The organism is Paraburkholderia rhynchosiae (genome assembly GCF_002879865.1).
GTDB classification, from domain to species: Bacteria; Pseudomonadota; Gammaproteobacteria; order Burkholderiales; family Burkholderiaceae; genus Paraburkholderia; species Paraburkholderia rhynchosiae.
The window spans coordinates 172714-195451 of record NZ_PNXY01000006.1; the positions used below are offsets into that span (position 1 = coordinate 172714).

The following is a 22738-nucleotide window of genomic DNA, read 5'->3' on the forward strand; positions in this document are numbered from 1 at the left end:
TAAACGTCTAAATCGCATAAATAACCTGCATCTACGGGTATTTACGGGTGCTTGACGCGTCTTTTGCAGGCTGTTTCTGAGCGGTTTTACTATACAATCGCCCGAACCCAAACACCGTGCGGTCGCCCTCCCGTGGCCGCCTGCTTAGATGGCCACAACCATCCGCGACGTCGCCCGCGCGGCCAGCGTGTCGATCGGCACCGTCTCACGCGCACTGAAAAACCAGCCGGGCCTTTCCGAGGCTACGCGCGTGCGCGTGGTCGAAGCCGCGCGGCAACTCGGCTACGACGCGGCTCAACTGCGTCCACGCATCCGCCGTCTCACGTTCCTGCTGCACCGTCAGCACAATAACTTCGCGGTCAGCCCGTTCTTCTCGCACGTGCTGCATGGTGTCGAAGACGCGTGCCGCGAGCGCGGCATCGTGCCGTCCGTGCTGACCGCAGGCCCCACTGAAGACGTGATCCAGCAGATGCGCGTGCATGCGCCCGACGCCGTCGCGATCGCCGGTTTCGTCGAACCAGAGACGCTCGCCACGCTCGTCGCCATGCAGCGCCCGCTCGTGCTGATCGACCTGTGGGCGCCAGGTCTGCGTTCCGTGAATCTCGATAACGCCGCCGGCGCTACGCTTGCGATGCGGCATCTGTTCGAGCAGGGACGCAAGCGGGTCGCGTTCATCGGCGGATCGCTGGCGCATTTCAGCATCGCGCAGCGCGCGCTCGGTTATCGGCGCGCTTTTTTTGAAGCCGGGCTGCTGTTCGATCCTTCGCTGGAAGTGACGATCGACGCCGGACTCGATCCGGACACCGGCGCCGCGCGCGCGATGCAGCAATTGCTCGATGCGCCGGGCCCGCGCCCCGACGCCGTGTTCGCCTACAACGACGCCGCCGCGCTCGCGGCGCTGCGCGCCTGCTTCGCGCGCGGCGTGCGTGTGCCCGAGGACATCGCGGTCATCGGCTTCGACGACATTCCCGCTGCCGCTCACGCCACGCCGCCGCTGTCCACCATCTCGGTCGACAAGGAAGCGCTCGGCCGACGCGGCGTCGAGTTACTGCTCGAAGACGCCCCCGCTGAAGCAGAAGTCCGATTGCCCGTTCATCTCATTGCCCGTGCCAGTACTTTGGTGAAAACGCCATGACGCAATCCGCTACGCCCAATTCCGCCAACGGCGCCGTTGCCGTGCCGCCCGTCGCGAGTTTTCGCAGCCCCGAGTTTCTGCTCTCGCATATCCAGGACACGCTGCGCTTTTACGCGCCGAACGTGCTTGATCCGAGCGGCGGCTTCTTCCACTTTTTTCGCGACGACGGTTCCGTCTACGACAAAACCACGCGGCATCTGGTAAGCAGTTGCCGCTACGTCTTCAACTACGCGATGGCCTATCGCCAGTTCGGCGACCCGCGGCATCTCGAGTACGCGCGCCACGGCTTGCGCTTTCTGCGCGACGCGCATTGGGACGCGCAACAGGAAGGCTATGACTGGGAAATTGAATGGCGCGACGGCAAAAAGCGCACGCTCGACGCCACGCGCCACTGCTACGGCCTCGCGTTCCTGCTACTCGCGTATTCGCATGCGGCGATGGCGGGCATCGAAGAAGCCAAGCCGATGATTGGCGCGACCTTCGAGTTGATGGAACACCGCTTCTGGGACGCCGCCGCGGGTCTCTATGCCGACGAAGCATCGCCGGAGTGGCGCGTGAGTTCGTATCGCGGGCAGAACGCGAACATGCACACCACTGAGGCCCTGCTCGCCGCACACGAAGCGACCAGCCACCTCGTCTATCTGGATCGCGCCGAACGTGTGGCGTCGAATATCACGCTGCGTCAGGCGAAATTGTCGCAAGGGCTCGTGTGGGAGCACTTTCACGCGGACTGGTCGGTCGACTGGCACTACAACGAAGAGGACAGTTCGAACATTTTCCGTCCGTGGGGTTTTCAGCCGGGGCATCAAACGGAATGGGCGAAGCTGCTGCTGATTCTCGAGCGCTATCGTCCGTTGCCGTGGCTGTTGCCGCGCGCAATTGAACTGTTCGACGCCGCGATGGCGCACGCGTGGGACGAAGACCACGGCGGCCTCTATTACGGCTTCGGCCCCGACGGCACCGTGTGCGATCACGACAAGTACTTCTGGGTCCAGGCCGAGACCTTCGCGACTGCCGCGCTGCTCGGTAGGCGCACGGGCAACGAACGTTTCTGGGACTGGTACGACGAGATCTGGCGCTATAGCTGGGCGCACTTCGTCGATCACAAATACGGCGCGTGGTATCGCATCCTCACGTGCGACAACCGCAAGTACAGCGACGAAAAGAGTCCGGCCGGCAAGACCGACTATCACACGATGGGCGCGTGCTACGAGGTGCTGGCGCACGCGCTGCCCGACGGTGCGACCGCCGCAGCCGTCTCCGCGGAGCAGGCAAAATGAGTCCAATCAGCGCGAACAATGAACTGCCCGTCTTCGTTTCGGCGGGCGATATCCTCACCGATCTCGTGCGCACAGGCCCATCCCAATGGCTGTCGCGTCCTGGCGGCGCCGGCTGGAATGTGGCGCGCTGCGTGGCACGGCTTGGCCTGCCTACCGCGTGCGCGGGTTCGCTCGGCACCGACAATTTCTCCGATGAGCTATGGGACGCGAGCGTCGCGGCAGGCCTCGACATGCGCTTCATGCAGCGCGTGGAGCGGCCGCCGTTGCTGGCGATCGTTCATCGCACGCATCCGCCTGCTTACTTTTTCATGGGCGAGAACGGCGCCGATCTGGCCTTCGATCCCGCGCGTCTGCCGGCTGGCTGGATGCAACAGGTGAAGTGGGCGCACTTCGGCTGCATCAGCCTCGTGCGGCAACCGCTCGGGGACACGCTCGCCGCGCTGGCCGCCGACTTGCGCGCACATGGCGTGAAGATCAGTTTCGATCCGAACTATCGGAACCTGATGGAGCACCGCTACGAACCGACGCTGCGCAAAATGGCCGCGCTCGCCGACCTGATCAAGGTCTCCGACGAAGACCTGCGCCTGCTCTTCAAAACCGACGACGAAGCGCACGCGCTCACCCAGTTGCGCTCAATGAATCCGGCCGCCACCGTGCTCGTCACGCGCGGACCGGAGACGGCGTTGCTGATCGACGGCGCGATGACGGCCGAAGCGCGGCCGCCGCGCGTCGAGGTCGTGGATACGGTCGGCGCGGGCGACGCTTCGATCGGCGGCTTGCTGTTCAGCCTGATGACCGCTTCGCAGCGCGCGTGGCCGGAACATCTGGCGTTTGCGCTCGCGGCCGGCGCGGCGGCATGCCGGCACGCGGGCGCGCACGCACCATCGCTCGATGAAGTCGTCGCACTGCTGTAACGCTGCCGCTTTATCTTCGCCGTGCTGGCGCGCGCATCGTCATAACGCTGTCGCGCCGCCGGTGGCTGTGAGCCGAAGCGCCGTCACCGTGCTAGCATGAAAAGACCTCAACCTTTGGAACGAGGAGCGACGCCATGGAGGACATCACCTACACCAAAGGCATCTATACGGCCACCGCGTCGGTAAGAGAGCTCGATCGCGACACGTGGCAAGGTGTGGTCACACTGGCGCGCGACGAAGGCGAAGCAAGCCAGGACCAGGAAACCACCGTCTACGAAGTCGAAGCCACGTCATCCACGCCGGAAGAAGCGCTCGAAGAAGCTAAGGCGCTCGCTCATCGCATACTCGGGGAAATCGAACTGTAGGCAGACCGGCGCCGCGCCGTCGCGCCGCGCCACCTGAACGCAATGGTCGGAGGCGATCATGGTTGAACAGCTCTTCCTTTACGGCGTGTACTCGATTCACGTCCGCCCACTCGAACTCAGCGGCGCGCGCTGGGACGCGGAATACGAAATCCGGCATCGGGAGAAAGCGGTCAAGCCGTGGACGACCGTCGGCGGCGACGACGGTTATACCGACGAAGCAGAAGCGATCGCCGCGGCACACCAGCAAGCCGTCGACGACATTGAACACGGCGCGGGCATCCCGAAGCCGCGAGCCTTCCCGTAAAGCAAGACCCAGCAAGACCCAGCAAGACCCTGGTCGTCCACTACGGCGCGTGACCGTCCTTTTAGCGATTACCGCCTGGCGATTAACGACACGGAAGCGCACCGCTTCCGGTTCCCTTTGAAGCGCTGGGAATCGCTCTTCGCGAGTGACGCCGCGTGCTACGCTTTCGCCGTTTTCATTTCCATGAGCACGCGATGGCCAACGAACCGTCAGACCGTTTTCCCGGCATCGGCGATGCTGAACTCAGCCCGCCAAAGGGCCGCTCGCGCGGCAGCCGCGAACTGCGTCTGGACGATCGCGTGGTGATTGCGCATGGCATGCCCACGCGGTTCTGGCAGGATCTCTATCACCGCGCGCTGGTGGTTCGCTGGCCGATGTTTTTCGTCTCGCTCGCGGTGCTCTTCGTGCTTCTCAACACCACGTTCGCCGCGCTTTATATGCTCGGCGACGCGCCGATTGCGAATCAGTATCCGCCGGGTTTCAACGGCGCGTTCTTCTTCAGCGTCGAAACGCTCGCCACCGTCGGTTATGGCGACATGCATCCGCAGACGATCTACGCGCACTGGATAGCGACGCTGGAAATCTTCGTCGGCATGTCGGGCATTGCGCTGGCGACGGGGCTCATTTTTGCGCGCTTCTCGCGGCCGCACGCGAAGATCATGTTCGCGCGCTACGCGATTGTCCGGCCGCTCGACGGCCACATGACGCTGATGGTGCGTTCGGCCAACGGCCGTCAGAACGTGATTGCCGAAGCGCATGCAAGGCTGCGTATTCTGCGCCGGGAAACCACAGCAGAAGGCTATACGCTGCGCAGGCTTCATGACCTCAGGCTGCTGCGCGATCAGCATCCGGTATTCAAGCTCGGCTGGAGCCTGATGCACGTGATCGACGAAAACAGTCCGCTGTTCGGCGAGACCGCTGAGACACTGAAAGCGCGCGATACGTCGCTGCTCCTCACGCTCGAAGGGGTCGATGAATCGACCTCGCAAACCATGCACGCGCGCCACATGTGGACGTGCGATCAGATCTATTGGCAGCACCGTTTCGTCGACATCATGAGCGAGCGCGACGGCGTGAGTCACATCGACTATTCGCATTTCCACGAGATCGTGCCGCTCGATGAAGCGCCGGTCACCGACTCCGTGCCGAACGCACACATGGCGCAGACCGCGCGGTAACCCATCGCTTCTGCCACGGCCACGTGGAAACGCACCAGGGCATACCCGAATCCGCTCTTCGCGTGGCATATCCATCTCAAAACTCAGCGAAAACGCGTCGCTCTTCGCGCTCATTCGCTGACGTGCCGGCAAACTAGAAAAAATCCACTCTGATTGGCGCTAAAAAATAGAGTCTCTTTCGCTGCGTCACCTTCGTGGTCCCCACAGCGCGCGAATGCGAAACAATGGAGACTCACCCATGACCGCTCGCCTGCCCATCGACGGCACGCCCGCTCTCGCCGACTACAAGCTGTCCGACAATCTCACCGCGACGCGCGGCCGGATCTTCCTGACCGGCACGCAGGCGCTGGTGCGCCTGCCTCTGATGCAGCGCTCGCTTGACCGAGCGCGCGGCATGAACACCGCCGGTTTCATCAGCGGCTATCGCGGCTCGCCGCTCGGCATGGTCGATCAGCAATTGTGGAAAGCGAAGAAACTGCTCACCGCAAGCGACGTCCGCTTCCTGCCCGCCATCAACGAAGAACTCGGCGGCACGGCCGTGCTCGGCACACAGCGCGTGGAAGCGGATCCCGAGCGCACTGTCGAAGGCGTGTTCGCGATGTGGTACGGCAAAGGCCCCGGCGTGGACCGTGCGGGCGACGCGCTGAAACACGGCAACGCGTACGGTTCGTCGCCGCATGGGGGCGTGCTTGTCGTGGCCGGCGACGACCACGGCTGCGTGTCGTCGTCGATGCCGCATCAGAGCGACTTCGCGTTGATGGCGTGGCACATGCCGGTCGTGAATCCGTCGAACATCGCCGATATGCTCGAATTCGGGCTGTACGGCTGGGCGTTGTCGCGCTTCTCGGGCGCATGGGTCGGCTACAAGGCGATTTCCGAAACAGTCGAATCCGGCTCGACCGTCGATCTCGATGCGCTCCGAACCGAATGGAGCATGCCCGACGATTTCGAAGCACCCGCGGGCGGCTTGCATAATCGCTGGCCCGATCTGCCAAGCCTCACCATCGAATCGCGGATGCACGCGAAACTCGACGCTGTGCGTCACTTCGCGCGGACCAACAGCATCGACAAATGGATTGCGCCAAGCCCGCATGCGAACGTGGGTATCGTTACGTGCGGCAAGGCGCATCTGGATCTGATGGAAACGCTGCGCCGACTCGATCTGACTGTCGCCGATCTGGACGCGGCCGGCGTGCGTATCTACAAAGTGGGCTTGTCGTTTCCACTGGAAATGACGCGCATCGACGCGTTTGTGTCCGGCCTCTCGGAAGTGCTGGTGGTCGAAGAAAAAGGCCCGGTCATCGAACAGCAGATCAAGGACTATCTGTACAACCGCACGCAAGGCGCGCGGCCGGTCGTGATCGGCAAGCATGCGCAAGACGGCAGCATGCTGCTGTCGTCGCTCGGTGAATTGCGGCCCTCGCGCATTTTGCCCGTGTTCGCGAACTGGCTTGCAAAGCACAAGCCGGAGCTCGATCGCCGCGAACGCGTGGTCGATCTGGTCGCGCCGCAGATTCTCTCGAACGCCGCGGACAGCGTGAAGCGCACGCCATACTTCTGCTCGGGCTGCCCGCACAACACGTCGACGAAAGTACCGGAAGGTTCCATCGCGCAGGCGGGCATCGGCTGTCACTTCATGGCTTCGTGGATGGAGCGCGACACGACCGGACTCATCCAGATGGGTGGCGAAGGTGTGGACTGGGCGTCGCATTCGATGTTCACGAAAACGCGTCACGTATTCCAGAATCTCGGCGACGGCACGTATTTTCACTCCGGCATTCTCGCGATCCGTCAGGCGGTCGCCGCGAATGCCACCATCACCTACAAGATTCTCTATAACGATGCGGTCGCGATGACCGGCGGCCAGCCGGTCGACGGCAGCATCTCCGTGCCGCAGATCGCGCGGCAGGTGGAAGCCGAAGGCGTGTCGCGCTTCGTCGTGGTCAGCGACGAGCCGGAGAAATACGACGGCCATCACGATCTTTTCCCGAAGGGCACGACGTTCCATCACCGCAGCGAATTGGACGCTGTGCAGCGCGAATTGCGCGACACCGACGGCGTGACCGTGCTGATCTACGACCAGACGTGCGCCGCCGAAAAACGGCGTCGCCGCAAAAAAGGCGAATTCCCCGATCCGGACAAGCGCCTCTTTATCAACGAGGAAGTCTGCGAAGGCTGCGGCGATTGCGGCGTGCAGTCAAACTGTTTGTCGGTGGAACCGGTTGAAACAGCCTTGGGACGCAAGCGCCGCATCGATCAATCGTCGTGCAACAAAGACTACTCATGCGTGAACGGTTTCTGCCCGAGCTTCGTGACGGTCGAAGGCGGCAAGCTGAAAAAAGCCGCGGGCGTCGCGTTCGATCCGCAAGCGTTGGCTGAGCGCGTCAACGCGTTGCGGCTTCCCGCCACGCATCTCGATGCCGCGCCGTACGACATTCTGGTGACAGGCGTCGGCGGCACGGGCGTCGTGACGGTCGGCGCATTGATCAGCATGGCTGCGCATCTTGAAGGCAAGAGCGCGTCGGTGCTCGACTTCATGGGCTTTGCGCAAAAGGGCGGCTCGGTGTTGTCGTTCGTGCGCTTCGCGGCGCGCGACGAGTGGCTCAACCAGGTGCGCATCGACACGCAACAGGCCGACGTGCTGCTTGCGTGCGACATGGTGGTGGGCGCCAGCGCCGACGCATTGCAAACGGTGCGTCATGGCCGCACGCGCATCGTCGTCAACACGCATGCGATTCCGAACGCCACATTCGTGCAGAACCCGGACGCAACGCTGCATGCCGACGCGTTGATCGACAAGATGCGCCATGCTGCCGGCGCTGAACGCATGTCGACTTGCGACGCTCAGGCGCTCGCGACGCGTTTTCTAGGCGATACCATCGGCGCGAACATTCTGATGCTCGGCTACGCGTGGCAGCTTGGTCTCGTGCCCGTGTCGTTCGGCGCGTTGATGCGCGCGATCGAACTTAATAACGTCGCCGTGCAGATGAATCAACTGGCGTTTTCGATCGGCCGACTCGCTGCGGAAGATCCAGCCTCGCTTGAAGCGCTGTGGCAGGCGCGGCATGTCGCGAAGCAAGCGGTGCGCGTCGATACGCTCGACGAACTCATCGCGCACCGCGAAGGCCGTCTGCAAACTTATGGCGGCGCGAGCTATGTGAAGCGTTATCGCGCGCTGGTCGATGCGGCGCGCTGTGCGGAACGCGCGGTCGACGCCAACAGCGAACGCGTGACGCGTGCGGTGGCCACAACGTTCTATCGCCTGCTCGCGGTGAAGGACGAATACGAAGTCGCGCGTCTGCATACGGATGCCGCGTTCCGCGAAGCACTCGAGGCGCAATTCGAAGGCGTAGCGGGCAAGGACTTCGGCATCAAGTTCAACCTCGCGCCGCCGACGCTCACCCGTCCCCATGCCGGCGTGAATCCGACCAAGAAAACGTTCGGTCAATGGATGTGGCCGGTCCTCGGCGTGCTCGCGAAGGTGCGCGGCTTACGCGGCACGATGCTCGATCCGTTTAGCCGTACACTCGAACGCAAGATGGAGCGTGAACTCGCCGACGATTATGAAACCACGTTGCAGCGCGCGCTAACGAAGCTCGACGCTGACAATCTCGAAGACGTCGCGAAGCTCGCCGATCTGCATGCCCGTGTGCGCGGTTACGGTCATGTGAAGCTTGCGAATCTGGCTGGCGTGAAGCGCGGCGAGCGCGATCTCGCTGCGCGCTTGCAGATTGAAGCGGCTACGGGGGCGTCGGTGAAGAAATCGCTGGAGGAAGTGAAAGGCGCCGGACAGTTACGCGGGATTCCGGTGGTTGTCGCGAAGTAGTCGCAATCGCGCGTTTCAGTGTGCAGCTTGAATAAGCAAAGCCGCTTCGTATTTATTGCACGAAGCGGCTTTTTCTTTGGCTGCCGATTCAAACGGTTGGCGTGATGGTCTCGTCCAGCAATGCCCTGACTCGCGCCACCTTTTTACTATCGACCGGCGCGAGGCCGTTGCCCCCCACACGAACGCCCGAACCGAAATGCACGGCTCCGACCTGCGTTCTGCTCACGAAGCCGGCGACTGCCTCGACCGTCAAACCCGCGCCGGCCAGCACCGTGCATGGCGATCCCGATGCTTGCCGCACCAGTTCGCCGATCGTCGCCTCCGCCTGCAGCACCGACGGCTTTCCGCCCGACGTCAGTACATTCGCCACCGCATCGAAACCAAGCAGCACGTCTAGCGCTTTTTGCAGATCGCGCGCTTCATCGAACGCACGATGGAAGGTGATGGCGAGACCCTCGGCAACGTCGATTGCACGCGCGAGCTGTTCGCGGTCGATCTCGCCCGCAGGGTTCAGCATGCCGATCACCACGCCGTTCGCGCCCGCCGCTTTCACGGCTCGCACGTCGCGCAGCATCACCGCGTAATCGTCGGCGTCATAGACGAAAGAACGGCTGTGCGGGCGCACGATCACGTTCACCGGAATCTTGACAGCGTCCACCACGGCTTCTATCAAACCGATGCTGGGCGTAAGCCCGCCCTCGCCCATCGCGGTCACGAGTTCGAGACGATCGGCGCCCGCTTGCGCGGCGAGCCGCGCGTCGGCAACGGTAGTGGCAATGACTTCGAGCAGAACGGACATGAGGGCAACCGGGTGTCGTTGAAAACGACATCATCTCAGAAGCGCTATTCATCGATCCAGTCGATGTCGCCGCACAGCACGCAAGTCTGCGGGCCCACGCGCGTCGCCACCGACAACGTCACGCACGGCAACGCCTCGTTGATCGACAGGTACGGGCGCGTCACATGCACGCGCTCCGGCGAGTTGATCGCATCGCGAAAGTACGGACGACGCAGCCAGTTCGCGCCTTGCGCGTCGGCGAGCGGCAAAAAGCGCGTTTCATGCGCTGCGCGGTCGGCGCGCAGCACGACGTTGCGGCCCGCCTGCCGCCCTTTAGCGTCGAGCAGGAAACAGCGCGCGGCGTGATCGAGCGCGAGAAAGTTCCAGCACACTTCTTCCAGCGGCTCGCCGGCCGCAAGCCGTTCGGCCGCGCGTTCGAAGGCGCGCAGATAGGGCGCGAGGCGGCTCGCATTGCGGCGCTCGCGCGCTTCGGCCTGATCGCGGTACCGCTCGGTGAGTTCGCTGATGCAGGCTGTCGCGTGCGTCGCGTCCGCGGCGCCCGGGTTCGGGCGTCCGAAGAAAAAGCCTTGTACGAAGTCGGCGTTGCAGGCAAGCGCCATCTGCGCTTCATGCTCGGTTTCCACGCCTTCGATCAGCACCAGCTTGCCCGCTTCGTGCAGCAACGCGACGAGGCCCGGCAGGATCGTTCCCATGTCGGCGCGATGCGCGGCGTGCGACAGCATGATGCGGTCGAGCTTCACAATGTCCGGACTCAGCTGCCAGATCCGCTCGACGTTCGAGTGGCCGGCGCCGAAATCGTCGAGTGCGATCAGGAAGCCGCGCTCTCGGAATTGACGCACGGCATCCGCGAGACGTTCGAGGTCTTCCGCGCGCTGTTCGAGCACTTCGAGTACGATGCGCCGCGGCGGCAAGTCGAGCCGCTTGAGCGTAGCCAGCAATGCGGCGGACAAATACGGATCGGTCAGCGCGCCCGGATGCACGTTGAGAAACAGCCACTCGCGCTCGGCGCCGAGCACCTTGAAGTTTTCCAGATGCAGCGTCTGCGCGAGCCGGTCGACCTGCAATACATCGCCGACGCGCGCGGCCTCGCCGAATACGTCGAGCGGCGACACGGGCCGGTCGAGCAGGTCGTGCGCGCGCAGCAGGCCCTCGTAGCCGACGGCCCGCATATGCGACAGGCTGAAGATGGGTTGAAACACGCTCGTCAGCGTCAGCTCGCCATGCTGCGCCGAGAAGCGTTCGAGGCCCGACGTCACTTCGACCTCGAAGCCGTGCGGCACGGTGGCCGTCCTTTCCTGTTGCGCAATCGTCATGCAATCCTCTCACGCGAGAGCCGGGCCGGTCCGAACGCGGATGCGAACAACCACGGCGCCATCGCTCCAAAATGTGCGTCATCGATATGTCTTAAGCAAGCTCCATGCGCACGCTCGCGCACATAGCGATGTAACTCGCGCGAAAGATTGCACCGGCGGCACAGCGTGTGCGCCACGTCGGGGCGCACACGCACTGATACCGTGCATCGCACTGCGATCGACGGTGGCTGCGCGCGTCGCGGCCCTGCCGGGTTCGCTGAAGCGCCGCGCATGATCGGGCTACACTTCGCGGTTCAGCTTCGCCGCTGAACTTCGTGTTCGCGCGCATCCCGCATCCGTCTGATAGGCCTTATGCTGCTGATGCACCCTATGCACCTTATGCACCTGGTGCGCGAGAGACGAGGCGGCATCGCGAAACCTTGCCAGCATCCTGGTTACCTCCCTAGCCTTGAACCGATGGACATTGTCTTTACCGTATTGATCCTCCTGCTTGCCGTGGCCGCGTCGGGCGTCGTGACGCGCCTGCTGCCCTTGCCTTTGCCGCTGGTGCAGATCGCAATCGGCGCGATGCTGGCGTTGCCCAGGCTCGGATTGCACGTCACCTTCGATCCGGAAATCTTCATGATGCTGTTCATTCCGCCGCTGCTGTTCGCGGACGGATGGCGCATTCCCAAGCGCGAATTCTTCATGGCGCGCCGCTCGATCCTGATGCTCGCGCTCGGCCTCGTTTTCATGACGGTGCTCGCCGTCGGCCACTTCGTGCACGCGCTCGTGCCGTCGATCCCGCTGCCGGTCGCTTTCGCGCTCGCGGCGGTCCTGTCGCCGACCGATGCGGTGGCGCTCGGCGGCATCGCAGGCAAAGGCAAAATCCCCGGCCGGCTGATGCATATCCTCCAAGGCGAGGCGTTGATGAACGACGCGTCGGGGCTCGTCGCGCTGAAGTTTGCGATCGCCGCCGCGCTGACCGGCGTGTTTTCATTGCGCGACGCGTCGATCAGCTTCGTGATCATCGCCGCGGGCGGTCTCGCGACGGGCGCGGCCGTGAGCTGCCTGTTCAGTTTCGTGTCCGTGCGCTTTCTGAATCTCGCGGAAGAAGGCGACCCCGCGCCCGGCGTCATCATGACCTTGCTGATTCCGTTCGCCGCTTATCTGATCGCGGAACGGCTCGAACTTTCGGGCATTCTCGCGGCGGTCGCCGCCGGCATGATGATGAACTACACCACGCTCGCGACCGCCGGGCCCGTGGCGTCGCGAGTGGGTGCGAGCAACACGTGGATGATGATCGAGTTCGTCTTCAACGGCATGGTGTTCATTCTGCTGGGACTGCAATTCCCGCATATTCTTGGCCGCGCGCTGCTCGACGCGCACGAAACCAGCGACGCGCAAGTGGGCCGGCTGATCGGCTATATCGCGGCCGTTGCGGCGGCGCTGTACGCGATGCGGTTCGTCTGGGTGTGGCTGCTGCGCTGGTTCGCGAGCCGGGGCGCGGCAAGACAGGGCGTGGCCAATGCCGTGCCGGGATTGCGCACCGTAGGTGTCACGACAGTGGCGGGCGTGCGCGGTGCGGTGACGCTCGCAGGCGTCTTGTCGTTGCCTGAGACCTTGCCGGGCGGCGCACCGTTGCCGGGGCGCGATCTCGCGATATTCATCGCATCGGGCGTGATTCTCTTGTCGCTGCTCGTGGCGGTGGTCGGGTTGCCGTTGCTGTTGCGCGGATGGCGCCGCGGCAAGGATCCGCACGCCGCGGAAGAAGCGCTCGCGCGCACGATGGCGGCACAAGCCGCGATTCGCGCCGTCGACGACCTGCACGACAAGGAGTGCATGCATCTCGACGAATCGGCGTCGGCGTATGCGGCCGATGTGACTGCGCGCGTGATGGACATCTATCGCCGCAGGCTGACGGCGCTCGGCGAAGATCGCGAACCGCGCGAGATGGCGCGCCGCGCGGACGCATTGGAATTTCGCATGAAGGTCGCCGCAATGCGCGCCGAGCGCGAGATACTGCTCGGCTTGCGGAGCAGCCAGGCAATCAACGACGAAACCTTCAACAAGCTCATGCGCGAAGTCGATCTGACCGAGACGGCGCTGACCGCGCGCAAAAAATAGCGCGCGTTTGTTCTACGGTTGCGGCGGCGGGCTCTATATCTCAAGCAGGCACGCCGCCCTGCGAAAGCATCAGGCCACCGGGCCTTGCGCCGGCTTCCTTCTCAGGAGCGCGTAAAGGATGATCGCGCCGAAGGTCGCGGTGCCGATGCCGCCAAGCCCGAAGCCGCCGAGCTTCAGCGAGAAATCACCGGCGCCGAGCACGAGTGTCACAGCGGCCACGATCAGATTGCGGTTGTCGGAGAAGTCGACTTTGTTGACGACCCAGATGCGCGCGCCGGTCACCGCGATCAGCCCGAACACGACAATCGACACGCCGCCGAGCACAGGACCCGGAATGGTCTGGATGACCGCGCCGAACTTCGGGGAAAAACCGAGCACGAGCGCGATCAAGGCGGCGATGACGAACACCAGCGTCGAATAGATTTTGGTCACGGCCATCACGCCGATGTTTTCCGCGTACGTCGTCACGCCCGTGCCGCCGGCGAAGCCCGAGGCGACTGTGGCGAGTCCGTCTCCGAGAAAGGCGCGGCCAATGTAGCGGTCGAGGTTCTGCCCGGTCATTGCGCTTACGGCTTTGATGTGCCCGAGATTTTCGGCGACGAGAATCACCGCGACGGGCGCGAGCAAAGTCATGGCCTGCATGTTGAACACTGGCGCCGTGAAGTGCGGCATGCCGAACCACGCCGCGTTCGCAACGATCGAGAAGTCGACGGGCTTGCCCATGCCGAGGCCGTTCGTGACGATCGCGTAGATCACATACGCCATCAGGAGGCCGACCAGGATCAGCAGGCGTTGCAGCATGCCACGCGCGAACACCGCAACCGCGCCGACGCACAGGACGGTGACGAGCGCCATCCACGAATCGAAGTTGCTGCCGCTCACGCCGCGCACCGCAATCGGCGCGAGATTCAAACCGATCACGCAGACGATCGCGCCGGTCACGACCGGCGGCATCAGCGTTTCGATCCAGCGCGTGCCGACCGCCGACACGATCAGGCCGATGATCGCGTACACCACGCCACACGCAATGATGCCGCCCAATGCGACCGGAATGTTCATGTTCGGCCCGTGGCCGCCGTAGCCCGTGACCGCGATCACGAGACCGATGAACGCAAAGCTCGACCCGAGATAGCTCGGCACGCGCCCGCCGACCAGCACGAAGAACAGCAGCGTGCCGATACCCGACATGAAGATGCAGAGGTTCGGATCGAAGCCCATCAGCAACGGCGCGAGCACCGTCGAACCGAACATGGCGACGACGTGCTGAACGCCCATCGCGAACATCTGCGGCCAGGCGAGGCGTTCGTCGGTACCGACGATGCGCCCCTCGACGGCGTCAGGCTGCACGCGCCAGCGGGGAAAATAGGAATCGGCCATCGCGGGGAGTTCTCCTCTATTCGGCGTTATTCGTGGACGACGGCGCGAGTCCAATAGAACGCGCCGTCCGGGAATTACGCGCGAGTGTACGGAGTGCCATTAGACGTGGCAAGGGCGAACAGCCGTCACGGCGAGACTGCTTCGACGGCTGCGTTCAGCGCCTCATTTCACCAACCTTCACAAGTCTCAACGGAACGCTCGCGACCGCATCAGGCAAAACATTTCACGATTCCTTGCGAGTGGCTCGTGCGCGTGGAGACGCGGACACGTCGCGTGTGCTTACTTCGCTTTACGGCGTTGACGGCGCGTACTTGAAGCGATAAATGCGGGAAATAACCAGGACAGGACGATGCAAGAATGCCTGGCAGCCCGAACCGCATGCAAGCGCGTTTGAGATTCGTCTGATAGGAGAGCGCTGATCCGGCTCTTAGACTTCTTTGCCTGCGTTGACCTCTTGTAGCGCAGGCGATGTTGTTGTAACTCTCCGACTTTCCGCTCACGCTTCCCCAGTGTGAGCGGTTTTTTTTGCCTATCGTTGCGTTCGGTTGCGCTCAATTGCATTCAGCCGGATTCACGTTGGCGTTTCGAACGCGTTGCCGGCAAGCTCCAATGTGTAGGCGCGAACGTCTTCGGGCCATCGCGCGATTTTCTCTTCGAAGCGCGGCCGGTCGCCGGCATAAAGCGCGCGGGTGGCATCCTCATAATCCGGTAGATTGCCGGCCAACGCGGTCATGAAGCGATACACCGCTTCCTGCGCCGCGCGTTTGCGATCCTGCTGCTCGCCGGTGGCGCGCGCCGTCTCCACGAGTTTGCGCAGCGCGACCGACGCGCCACCTGGTTGCGCGTTCAACCAGTTCCAATGACGTGGCAACAAGGTCACCTCTCTCGCGACGACGCCAAGCCTGGGCCGTCCGCGGCCGCGCGGCGCGCCGGCTTCGGTCGCAGCCGCATCGTTGCCCGAATCGCGGGCCGAATCGTTGGTGGATTCGTTCTCGGACTCGGTGTTGGACTCGGTGTTCGACTCGGTCCGGGTCAAGCGCGCGACGATCTCCTCCGAAGTGCCACGCAGGTCAAGTTCGACCGGGGCCGCCGTGGCATCGTCGAAAATCAGGACCGGTGCCTGTTCGCCGCGCTTTATCACTTCTTTCACCGCGAGGGCGACTGCGGGCAACGCGCCCGATGCGATGAGGCGGTGCCCTTCGAAGGCGCTGCAGGTAGCGGAATGAGCGGTCACGACAAACTCCAGTTCGAGAAGTTGTCGAATTATACCCGGGTTAAATATCGGCGCAAGTTATTATCCGGGTAAATATATGCGACGTACGCTAAGACCCCGGCACGACCACGACGGTGTTGCCCGCCGCACCGGCCATGGCCCGATACGCGAGCACGCGATTGCGGCCGGCGTCCTTTGCGCCGTAGAGCGCCTGATCGGCGGCGTTGACGAGCGCGCGGCTCGTAGCGAATGCGTCGCCCTGCGCGGTCGCGACGCCAATGCTAACCGTCAGCACGTGATGCGAGCTGGCCACGTGACCCAGCCCGAGCACGTGGACCGACGCGCGAATTTTCTCGGCAATGCAAGTCGCGCCAGCTTGGTCGGTGTCCGGCAGCAGGACCGCGAACTCTTCGCCGCCGTAGCGCGCCGCCGTGTCGCCCGGACGCCGCACGTTCTGGGTGATGCAGCGAGCCACGTCGATGAGCGCGTCGTCGCCGGCGGAATGGCCGTAAAGGTCGTTGAAGCCCTTGAAACTGTCGACATCGATCAGCAGCAAGGAAAGCGGCCCGCCGTTGCGCTGCGCGCGGCGCCACTCGTTCTCCGCGGATTCCTCGAAGCTGCGGCGGTTGTCGACGCCAGTGAGACCATCCGTGCGCGCAAGCATGCGCAACTCTTCTTCAGCTGCGAGGCGCCGCCGCATCTGCTGCGAAAACAGCACGGCCAGCGCGATCATCGTCAGGTCGAGCGCGCCGATCAGCGAGCCGATGATCCATGCGCGCCGCCGCCACTCCACATAGATGTCGCGTGTGGAGAGCGCGACATCGAGGATCAGCGGATACATGTCGATATGGCGGAACGCGTACCAGCGCTCGACGCCGTCGATCGCCGCCGTGCCGAAGAAGTCCCCGCTCGGCTGCTCGAGAAAGCGCGAATAGTTGGACGTGCCGGTCAGATTGATGCCGATGGTCTTAGGGTCGTACGGACGCCGCATCAGCATCGTCCCGTCGCTGAGCATCAGCGCCATCGATCCGCCGGCGCCGAGGTTCATCCCTTCGAACAGGCTGCGAAAGTACTTCAGGCGCATGGTGCCGACCACCACGCCGCCGAAGCTGCCGTCCGGCCGCGAGATGCGCCGGCTCAAGCCGATGCTGATGTCCGCGCCCGTCGCTCGCGGCATGAACGGGTGACTGACGTACAAACCGACGTTGGGAGAATCGCGATGAACCTTGAAGTAGTCGCGGTCGCCGAGGTAGACACGGCGCGGCGGGACAGACTGCGAATCGAACTTGATTTTGCCGGCTTCGTCGATCACGAGGATCGAGCCCATGTCTTTCGCGGATGCGGAACCGTCGAACAGCAGCATCTGGCGCAGCGAGGGCTCCAGCTCCAGCACGCCCGGCCGCTTCAGCCCTTCGATGACTGCTCGTATCGACAGGTCGTAAATCTCGAGATTGCGCGATACGTCGCGTTCGACCAGCAGCGAGACATTGAACACGGAATCTTGCGCGCGCCGCAAGGCGTCGTCGTGCATCTGCGCCAGCACCCACACCGCAATGGCCAGGATCGCGCTGGCCAGGATGCCACTGATCGCAATGATGAAGTTGGGACGACGCGTGACCATTGTGTTCGATTCGGGCATGCGCGGTCTTCGCGCGCGAGCAAGTGGACGCACCCGCCGGGGCGCGTATGGCAAACCGGTAGCGTACCAGAGGTGCTCCTCGTCCGAATGCTGGAAAAGACGGGTCTTTACCGGCTTATGCGGGAGCTACGCGCCCTGTTGAAGCACCCGCGTTTGCTGAGGACGGGTTGCATGCCGCTGTCTGTTGCTAACACCAGCGGTGATGATGGGTGGGATAAGTTTTGTGTTGCGAGGCGTGTAATGAAAAACCCCGGGAGCGTTAGGCTGCCGGGGTTTTGATTGAAGCTGGTGTTGTTGCGTGGAATCCGTTTGGTGGGAGGAGGACTACCAAACTGTGGATAAAAACGCAGTTAAATCAACTACAATTTCGGGAATTCCAAAACAGTTGCCCCCAAAGTTGCCCCACCAACCCTCACCCCAACATGCGCCAGACATAAACGGAGCCGTAAGGACGACCACAGACGGCTCGCCAGAAGCAGTGACGCTTCTCGTCGATCTAAGCTCACTTATGGTCGGCTTCGACTCTTCTGTCCGCGTCACCGAACGTCGCAACAAGGCAGCAGCCCGAGGCTTTGGAGCACCTCGCGACTGCAATTGCAGATCAATCCAAATCCAAAAACTCGAATGCGCCTGCAAGCCAAACAATCGACGGACTGGGCTCGCCGCGCGAACGGACCACTAGCGGAATACGGCTTTACGCGTTTCAGCCTCAAAAGTACTAAATTTCGACGCAGAATTGACGATATACGAGTGGTGCGCCCACGACAAAACCATATGCCACCGGGGAAGTGTACTTCTAGTTGAAAGCAAAATCGGACGAAATTTGCGCTACCTGTCTATGACCGATGCAAATTAAGCTCCGCTGCTGCTATCACCTCGCAGACGTCCGATGCGCGCACAGTGCCCGAAGAGACAAATAGTCGATTCGGTCGTCAGAAAAATCTAAACCTTAATTTGCCTCCAATGGACAACAGCGATCTTGACCGCACAATTAAATTACTTGCCAACATGGTAAAGCAAGTGCCAAACATGTTCGATATGGCGAAGCGTAATCCGTCATTCCCGGAGATCGAACGGATCGTTGTCGCATCGATTGCAAATGCTGATTCATTGCCCGAGGCAATAGGCGCATATGATGACTATGCTGGGCTTATTCCCGACTGGAAATTTGTCTTCGCCTCGGATGGCGGTGCAATGCCGGGACTTTCGACACACCGCACTTTCTCGGACGGGTCGGTCGTGCGCGGATTATTTTCCAAGAAATCAGTCATCGTTCTTGACCCAGAAACTAGAGAGGATATGAATGGCGGTCGAAAAGCAGTCTTTCCTATCGATTACTCCATTTCTCTAGATACTCAGGCGCTCAGTTACCTCGCACCATTTATCGATGGGAAATCGTCCAAGCTCCCGGACGACTTCCAAGAAATTTTCTCTTTTATCGCAGACGATCGCGTCTTCGTGGATGCGGTTCCCTACATGCTGGAAAATTTACCAAACATAGCGCACACGGAGAACATAGGACCAGTTAAGAAGCGACTTGAAGGTTATGAAACACTGCGCACGATCGATCTGCCCCACTTTCGTACCACAGGCGAAATACGTTCGGCTTCAACTAAGGCTGAGCAAAGTCAAAATGTTGATGAGTTACTGTCTCAGATGATCCACGATGCATCTGACCCAGACGTAAGAAATTATCTGGATGCACAGCTTGCGCGCCAATACGCAGTGCTGCTCAAAATGGCGACGATTCAACTCCGGAATCCCAAGATGGCTTTGGTGGACAAACTCTATGAGTTCACTGAATTTCTCGATAAAACGCTATGCACCATACATGCCAGAGAGACGGTAGTTGCTGCAGAATACTTTGCAAAGGGACAAAAACTTAATTTCTTTAGCAGATTGCATAAATCGCCATCGAACCACCTTCCAAGGCTATTCAAAGCTCTGAAAAACATGGCATGGGACTTTTTTCACGTTCGATATGTGGAAGGTGCCGCGACATTAGAGGGGGCAATATCTAAAAATGCCAAGCAGACGCCCCGCTACTTCTTTCCGAGTTTGCTCACGTGCGACAAAGATTTGGTCGAGGTGATTGATTTATATCCGCTGAAGTCATATGCATATAAGAAGGGCGCACGGCAACTGATTCCGTTCCCAGCGATAGACTGGATTGCTAGGGTAGCTACCGATGTCAACGGAGAGGCAAGCCTAATGGATCGCCTGTTTTCCCGCGCAGCGATCGCGAAGCGGGAGTCATGCCGGGAAAACGCGTTGGATGAAATTCATGGCATTGTCCAACGGCTGGAAAGCGAGTTTTCTCACGCCGCAGTACATGGATAGCCCGCTTTCCCAAGTATTGAAAATCATTTCCTCTGACCGCTGAGCTCGAGCAGCTGTACTATTGGGCATTTATCGCGCGTTTCTTGATTGTTGGCGGCGCACTAACATTCGACATCCAAGCCTGAAAGCAGCTATCACCGCGATCGAAATAATTTCTTTTTCGATCGCGGCACACGTCTGACCTAGCAGGATGCTGAAATACACGTCGTCATAAGCAGCCGTTTTGCGCTTGCGCCGCTCCTGCCTGCAGCTTTATCGCATTGTGCAATTTCAACGCGAATTCAACGTCTTCTCAGCGGTTTGAGGCCAATTTCCGGCCTCATTGCGGCGTTTTTCGCCACTATGGACGGACTTGTGCCAATGAGCGCATGCGCACGAGGTTGTAGGCGGCCATGTTTAACACGAACAGCTGGTCCACCTTCTTCAACCCGCGCACCATCACCTGGCGCATGCGCCCCACGGTCTTCGCCCACCCGAAGCCTTGTTCGATCAGCTTGCGCTTCTGCTGCGAGATGGCGTAGCCCACGCTCGAGGCAATCGTATCGGGTACGGACGAACGCCGCCCCGAGGTATTTTGCGCAACGTGCGGTGCGACCTTCATCTGCTGGCACGCCTCGATGAATTCCTGTGCGTCGTAACCCTTGTCTGCACCTAGCGTGATCTCCGCGCTCGCATCGTCTGCCGCTTGCCGCGCGTCGTCGATCATGATCTTGGCCGCATCTCGCTCGGCATGTCCGTCTGCACGTGTCACGCGCGCGTTGACCACCAGGCCATGCCGATTGTCGGTCAGCGTATGGCCTATGTAACGCAACTCGCTGGCTGTCTTGCCTTTACGATAGAGCCGCGCATCGGGATCGGTCCTGGACTCATGCGTCTCGTTGCTGCGTTTCTCGCCCTTGAAATCATCGGCGCTGCCGCCGTCGCTCCCTTGATCGTCGCTGTCCTTGCCCTTGCGCACGAAGCTCTTGTGTCCCGCCCACGCCTGGATCAGCGTGCCGTCCACGCTAAAGTGCTCGCCTGAGAGCAGGCACTTCTTCTCCGCGATCGCCACCACTTCGTTGAAAAATTCGATCACCGCATCGTGCTTGATCAGACGCTCGCGGTTCTTCGTGAAGACTGTGGGAACCCACACTTCGTCATCCATGGCCAAGCCAATGAACCAGCGAAACAACAGGTTATATTGCACCTGCTCCATCAGCTGGCGCTCCGAGCGGATGCTGTAGAGCACCTGGATCAGCATGGCTCGCAGCAACTTCTCCGGCGCGATGCTCGGCCGCCCACCCTTGAGGTCCGCCTCGTACATCCCGGCAAACAGCCGATCCATCTTGGCCAGCGCTTCGTTCGCCATCACGCGGATCGAACGCAACGGATGCGACTTCGGAACGAAGTCATCCAGCTTGCGCATCGAAAATAAACTCTCGGTGAACGTGTCGGCGCCTCGCATGATCTCCAGGGGGCAAGTAAGGTCCTTCTATCAACGCTTCAGGGGCCTTCCGCGATGACATTGCCCGGTCGGTACTTCAGCAGCCTGCTAGGCCGCTTCTTACACTCGATTATAGTAATCGATCATTTCTGCAATGAAATCTCTTCCCGGTACGCCGCTCGTAAGCCCACCAAGAATATCGAGGTATTTCCTATGGGTGTCCGTCCTCATCGTAGCCGGGTTGATACGATTTCTCTTACACCACACATGAAAGTGATGCAACAATTCGTATTCTCCGATGTGGTTTTCGACGAGATGTTTATCTACCGCGTTAGCGACCTTAGATAGCGTGTTAAGCCAATCTTTGAAATTTGTCTCAGATATAGGGTTCATCGATTCGGGCGCAATGCTTAGCAGATTGGGTTCTTCATTTAATTTCCGCCCAAAGGCATGCCCGACCGAGTTCCGAAATATCCGAATTTTATCAAGCTCTTCAATATGAATAGACAGCCCAGGCACCTCGCCAAACAACCCAGCTATCGCGCTGGTTCGCTGCTGCCACGTGCCCTTTTCAAACGCCTTTAACTCCTCCTTGTAAAGTGGCTTGATATCAAGCTTGAGCCAAGAAATTCCGTCAATTGCACGTGATTTACCATGTTGCGCAGCGGGATCAGATCGCAGGGCGGTAAGTACAGCACGTTGAATATACGTTTCCAATGCCCCGGTAGCGCCCACAATAAGTGTTGACCGAGCCCAGACTTGAAATGATTTAATTGAGCGCTGCCATGATGCAACCGTCGCGGGGATGCGCTTTGCATCAGGTCCCGTCGCGTTAAGTACATTTGCTGGAGAAACTGGTGTTGATGAAGACCGCGATTGACGAACCAAGTATGAGGCGTTGTGGTAAGCGGGGGCATTTGACCAATACAAGTCGTTTACCTCGGTCTCATGCTTTCGAAACGTTCGCATTGCCCAAGAGAGCTTGTCATATTTTTTGAATCGCTCAAACTTCATTTTGATATCTGCCTCGCTGGAAATTGCATTTAGAAAACACAAACTCAATCCTTACGCAAATCAACCTGCTGAACCGCATTTATAGTGCAGCCGCGCATCTCGCGTCGGTTGTTGTGTGAATTGTCTCGATCAAGTCCGTCGTCGCGATACCGAGAACTGCTACACAATGGCGCGCAGCCGCTCCGAAGAGCGGCATCATGACCCTCACTCATAGCTAAATGGCCTTACCTCTGTTTACGGCCAAATCTTTGGCGGCTTGACCCGTATTTGACTCGAATGTTTTGTCGCAACACACAATCTGCGCAGTGGCGGGTGCGTTGGACACGGTTACCACCATTGGAAATCAATCGTCCGATTTCTTGCCGCCCGGAACATCGGCCTGCCAGCGGTAGTCAAGTGCAGGTAAAAGAGATGACTACCGTTTGAAATGATTTCCACGTTTACCTACCGCGAGGAAAGCAGATTCGCATGTCTATACCTCGCGCCCTCGACCAAGCTGACGTCGCCGACCG

Annotated in this window: 16 protein-coding genes; 9 read left to right on the forward strand and 7 right to left on the reverse strand. The window is 60.9% G+C overall.

All coding sequences use genetic code 11. The annotated features are described in order from the left end of the window. Nucleotides 1-148: 148 nt before the first annotated feature. From C0Z16_RS10860 to C0Z16_RS10890, 7 genes are all read left to right on the forward strand, one after another. Nucleotides 149-1135 (forward strand): LacI family DNA-binding transcriptional regulator, encoded by a 987-nt coding sequence (locus tag C0Z16_RS10860; RefSeq protein ID WP_102632145.1) that lies wholly within the window; start codon nt 149-151, stop codon nt 1133-1135. Next, nucleotides 1132-2415, forward strand: coding sequence for an AGE family epimerase/isomerase (locus tag C0Z16_RS10865; RefSeq protein WP_102632146.1), 1284 nt, complete (start codon nt 1132-1134; stop codon nt 2413-2415). Before C0Z16_RS10860 ends, C0Z16_RS10865 begins: the two co-directional genes overlap by 4 nt. Beyond that, nucleotides 2412-3329: a carbohydrate kinase family protein gene (locus C0Z16_RS10870; RefSeq protein WP_102632147.1), complete on the forward strand. Its 918-nt coding sequence runs from the start codon at nt 2412-2414 to the stop codon at nt 3327-3329. Before C0Z16_RS10865 ends, C0Z16_RS10870 begins: the two co-directional genes overlap by 4 nt. A gap of 134 nt (nt 3330-3463) precedes the next feature. Next, nucleotides 3464-3694, forward strand: a complete 231-nt coding sequence (locus C0Z16_RS10875; RefSeq protein ID WP_102632148.1) for a hypothetical protein — start codon at nt 3464-3466, stop codon at nt 3692-3694. Nucleotides 3695-3752: 58 nt separating this feature from the next. Beyond that, the gene (locus C0Z16_RS10880; RefSeq protein WP_102632149.1) at nt 3753-3998 is read left to right on the forward strand and encodes a hypothetical protein; all 246 of its coding nucleotides are present in this window, start codon (nt 3753-3755) and stop codon (nt 3996-3998) included. 194 nt (nt 3999-4192) lie between these two features. Further along, nucleotides 4193-5176, forward strand: a complete 984-nt coding sequence (locus tag C0Z16_RS10885) for an ion channel (protein WP_102632150.1) — start codon at nt 4193-4195, stop codon at nt 5174-5176. A 238-nt stretch (nt 5177-5414) separates the two neighbouring features. Then, nucleotides 5415-9002: an indolepyruvate ferredoxin oxidoreductase family protein gene (locus C0Z16_RS10890; protein WP_102632151.1), complete on the forward strand. Its 3588-nt coding sequence runs from the start codon at nt 5415-5417 to the stop codon at nt 9000-9002. An 88-nt stretch (nt 9003-9090) separates the two neighbouring features. Here the strand turns inward: C0Z16_RS10890 and C0Z16_RS10895 are convergent, their stop codons facing one another. Together C0Z16_RS10895 and C0Z16_RS10900 are read right to left on the reverse strand one after the other, a co-directional pair. Then, on the reverse strand, nt 9091-9801 hold the full coding sequence (locus C0Z16_RS10895) for a copper homeostasis protein CutC (RefSeq protein ID WP_102632152.1): 711 nt from the start codon (nt 9799-9801) through the stop codon (nt 9091-9093). Nucleotides 9802-9845: 44 nt separating this feature from the next. Then, a complete protein-coding gene (locus tag C0Z16_RS10900) occupies nt 9846-11114 on the reverse strand; it encodes a sensor domain-containing phosphodiesterase (RefSeq protein ID WP_102632153.1) in 1269 nt (422 codons plus the stop codon). Nucleotides 11115-11570: 456 nt separating this feature from the next. Between C0Z16_RS10900 and C0Z16_RS10905 the strand changes: the two genes are divergently transcribed. Next, nucleotides 11571-13220 carry a Na+/H+ antiporter gene (locus tag C0Z16_RS10905; RefSeq protein ID WP_102632154.1) on the forward strand — a complete coding sequence of 550 codons (1650 nt, stop codon included), beginning with the start codon at nt 11571-11573 and terminating at the stop codon, nt 13218-13220. Between the two features lie 69 nt (nt 13221-13289). Here the strand turns inward: C0Z16_RS10905 and C0Z16_RS10910 are convergent, their stop codons facing one another. The 3 genes from C0Z16_RS10910 to C0Z16_RS10920 form a co-directional block, all read right to left on the reverse strand. Further along, nucleotides 13290-14597 carry a solute carrier family 23 protein gene (locus C0Z16_RS10910; protein WP_102632155.1) on the reverse strand — a complete coding sequence of 436 codons (1308 nt, stop codon included), beginning with the start codon at nt 14595-14597 and terminating at the stop codon, nt 13290-13292. A 571-nt stretch (nt 14598-15168) separates the two neighbouring features. Next, entirely contained in the window at nt 15169-15831 is a 663-nt protein-coding gene (locus C0Z16_RS10915) for a DUF2239 family protein (protein WP_102632156.1), read from the reverse strand. An 88-nt stretch (nt 15832-15919) separates the two neighbouring features. Next, nucleotides 15920-17449 (reverse strand): sensor domain-containing diguanylate cyclase, encoded by a 1530-nt coding sequence (locus C0Z16_RS10920; RefSeq protein ID WP_102632157.1) that lies wholly within the window; start codon nt 17447-17449, stop codon nt 15920-15922. Nucleotides 17450-18349: 900 nt separating this feature from the next. On the opposite strand from C0Z16_RS10920, the gene C0Z16_RS10925 reads away from it, so the two are divergent. Further along, on the forward strand, nt 18350-19789 hold the full coding sequence (locus tag C0Z16_RS10925; RefSeq protein ID WP_146014299.1) for a hypothetical protein: 1440 nt from the start codon (nt 18350-18352) through the stop codon (nt 19787-19789). Between the two features lie 340 nt (nt 19790-20129). Here the strand turns inward: C0Z16_RS10925 and C0Z16_RS10930 are convergent, their stop codons facing one another. Then, the gene (locus tag C0Z16_RS10930; RefSeq protein ID WP_102632159.1) at nt 20130-21233 is read right to left on the reverse strand and encodes an IS5 family transposase; all 1104 of its coding nucleotides are present in this window, start codon (nt 21231-21233) and stop codon (nt 20130-20132) included. A 99-nt stretch (nt 21234-21332) separates the two neighbouring features. Continuing rightward, entirely contained in the window at nt 21333-22226 is an 894-nt protein-coding gene (locus C0Z16_RS10935; protein ID WP_146014300.1) for a hypothetical protein, read from the reverse strand. Nucleotides 22227-22738 lie beyond the last annotated feature (512 nt).

Bases quoted from the DNA above. Each gene is read 5' to 3' on its own strand.
- C0Z16_RS10900 (WP_102632153.1), bottom strand. From the start codon at position 11,114: ATGACGATTGCGCAACAGGAAAGGACGGCCACCGTGCCGCACGGCTTC.
- C0Z16_RS10905 (WP_102632154.1), top strand. From the start codon at position 11,571: ATGGACATTGTCTTTACCGTATTGATCCTCCTGCTTGCCGTGGCCGCG.
- C0Z16_RS10895 (WP_102632152.1), bottom strand. From the start codon at position 9,801: ATGTCCGTTCTGCTCGAAGTCATTGCCACTACCGTTGCCGACGCGCGG.
- C0Z16_RS10930 (WP_102632159.1), bottom strand. From the start codon at position 21,233: ATGCGAGGCGCCGACACGTTCACCGAGAGTTTATTTTCGATGCGCAAG.
- C0Z16_RS10935 (WP_146014300.1), bottom strand. From the start codon at position 22,226: ATGAAGTTTGAGCGATTCAAAAAATATGACAAGCTCTCTTGGGCAATG.
- C0Z16_RS10875 (WP_102632148.1), top strand. From the start codon at position 3,464: ATGGAGGACATCACCTACACCAAAGGCATCTATACGGCCACCGCGTCG.
- C0Z16_RS10880 (WP_102632149.1), top strand. From the start codon at position 3,753: ATGGTTGAACAGCTCTTCCTTTACGGCGTGTACTCGATTCACGTCCGC.
- C0Z16_RS10910 (WP_102632155.1), bottom strand. From the start codon at position 14,597: ATGGCCGATTCCTATTTTCCCCGCTGGCGCGTGCAGCCTGACGCCGTC.
- C0Z16_RS10885 (WP_102632150.1), top strand. From the start codon at position 4,193: ATGGCCAACGAACCGTCAGACCGTTTTCCCGGCATCGGCGATGCTGAA.
- C0Z16_RS10870 (WP_102632147.1), top strand. From the start codon at position 2,412: ATGAGTCCAATCAGCGCGAACAATGAACTGCCCGTCTTCGTTTCGGCG.
- C0Z16_RS10865 (WP_102632146.1), top strand. From the start codon at position 1,132: ATGACGCAATCCGCTACGCCCAATTCCGCCAACGGCGCCGTTGCCGTG.
- C0Z16_RS10860 (WP_102632145.1), top strand. From the start codon at position 149: ATGGCCACAACCATCCGCGACGTCGCCCGCGCGGCCAGCGTGTCGATC.
- C0Z16_RS10920 (WP_102632157.1), bottom strand. From the start codon at position 17,449: ATGCCCGAATCGAACACAATGGTCACGCGTCGTCCCAACTTCATCATT.
- C0Z16_RS10890 (WP_102632151.1), top strand. From the start codon at position 5,415: ATGACCGCTCGCCTGCCCATCGACGGCACGCCCGCTCTCGCCGACTAC.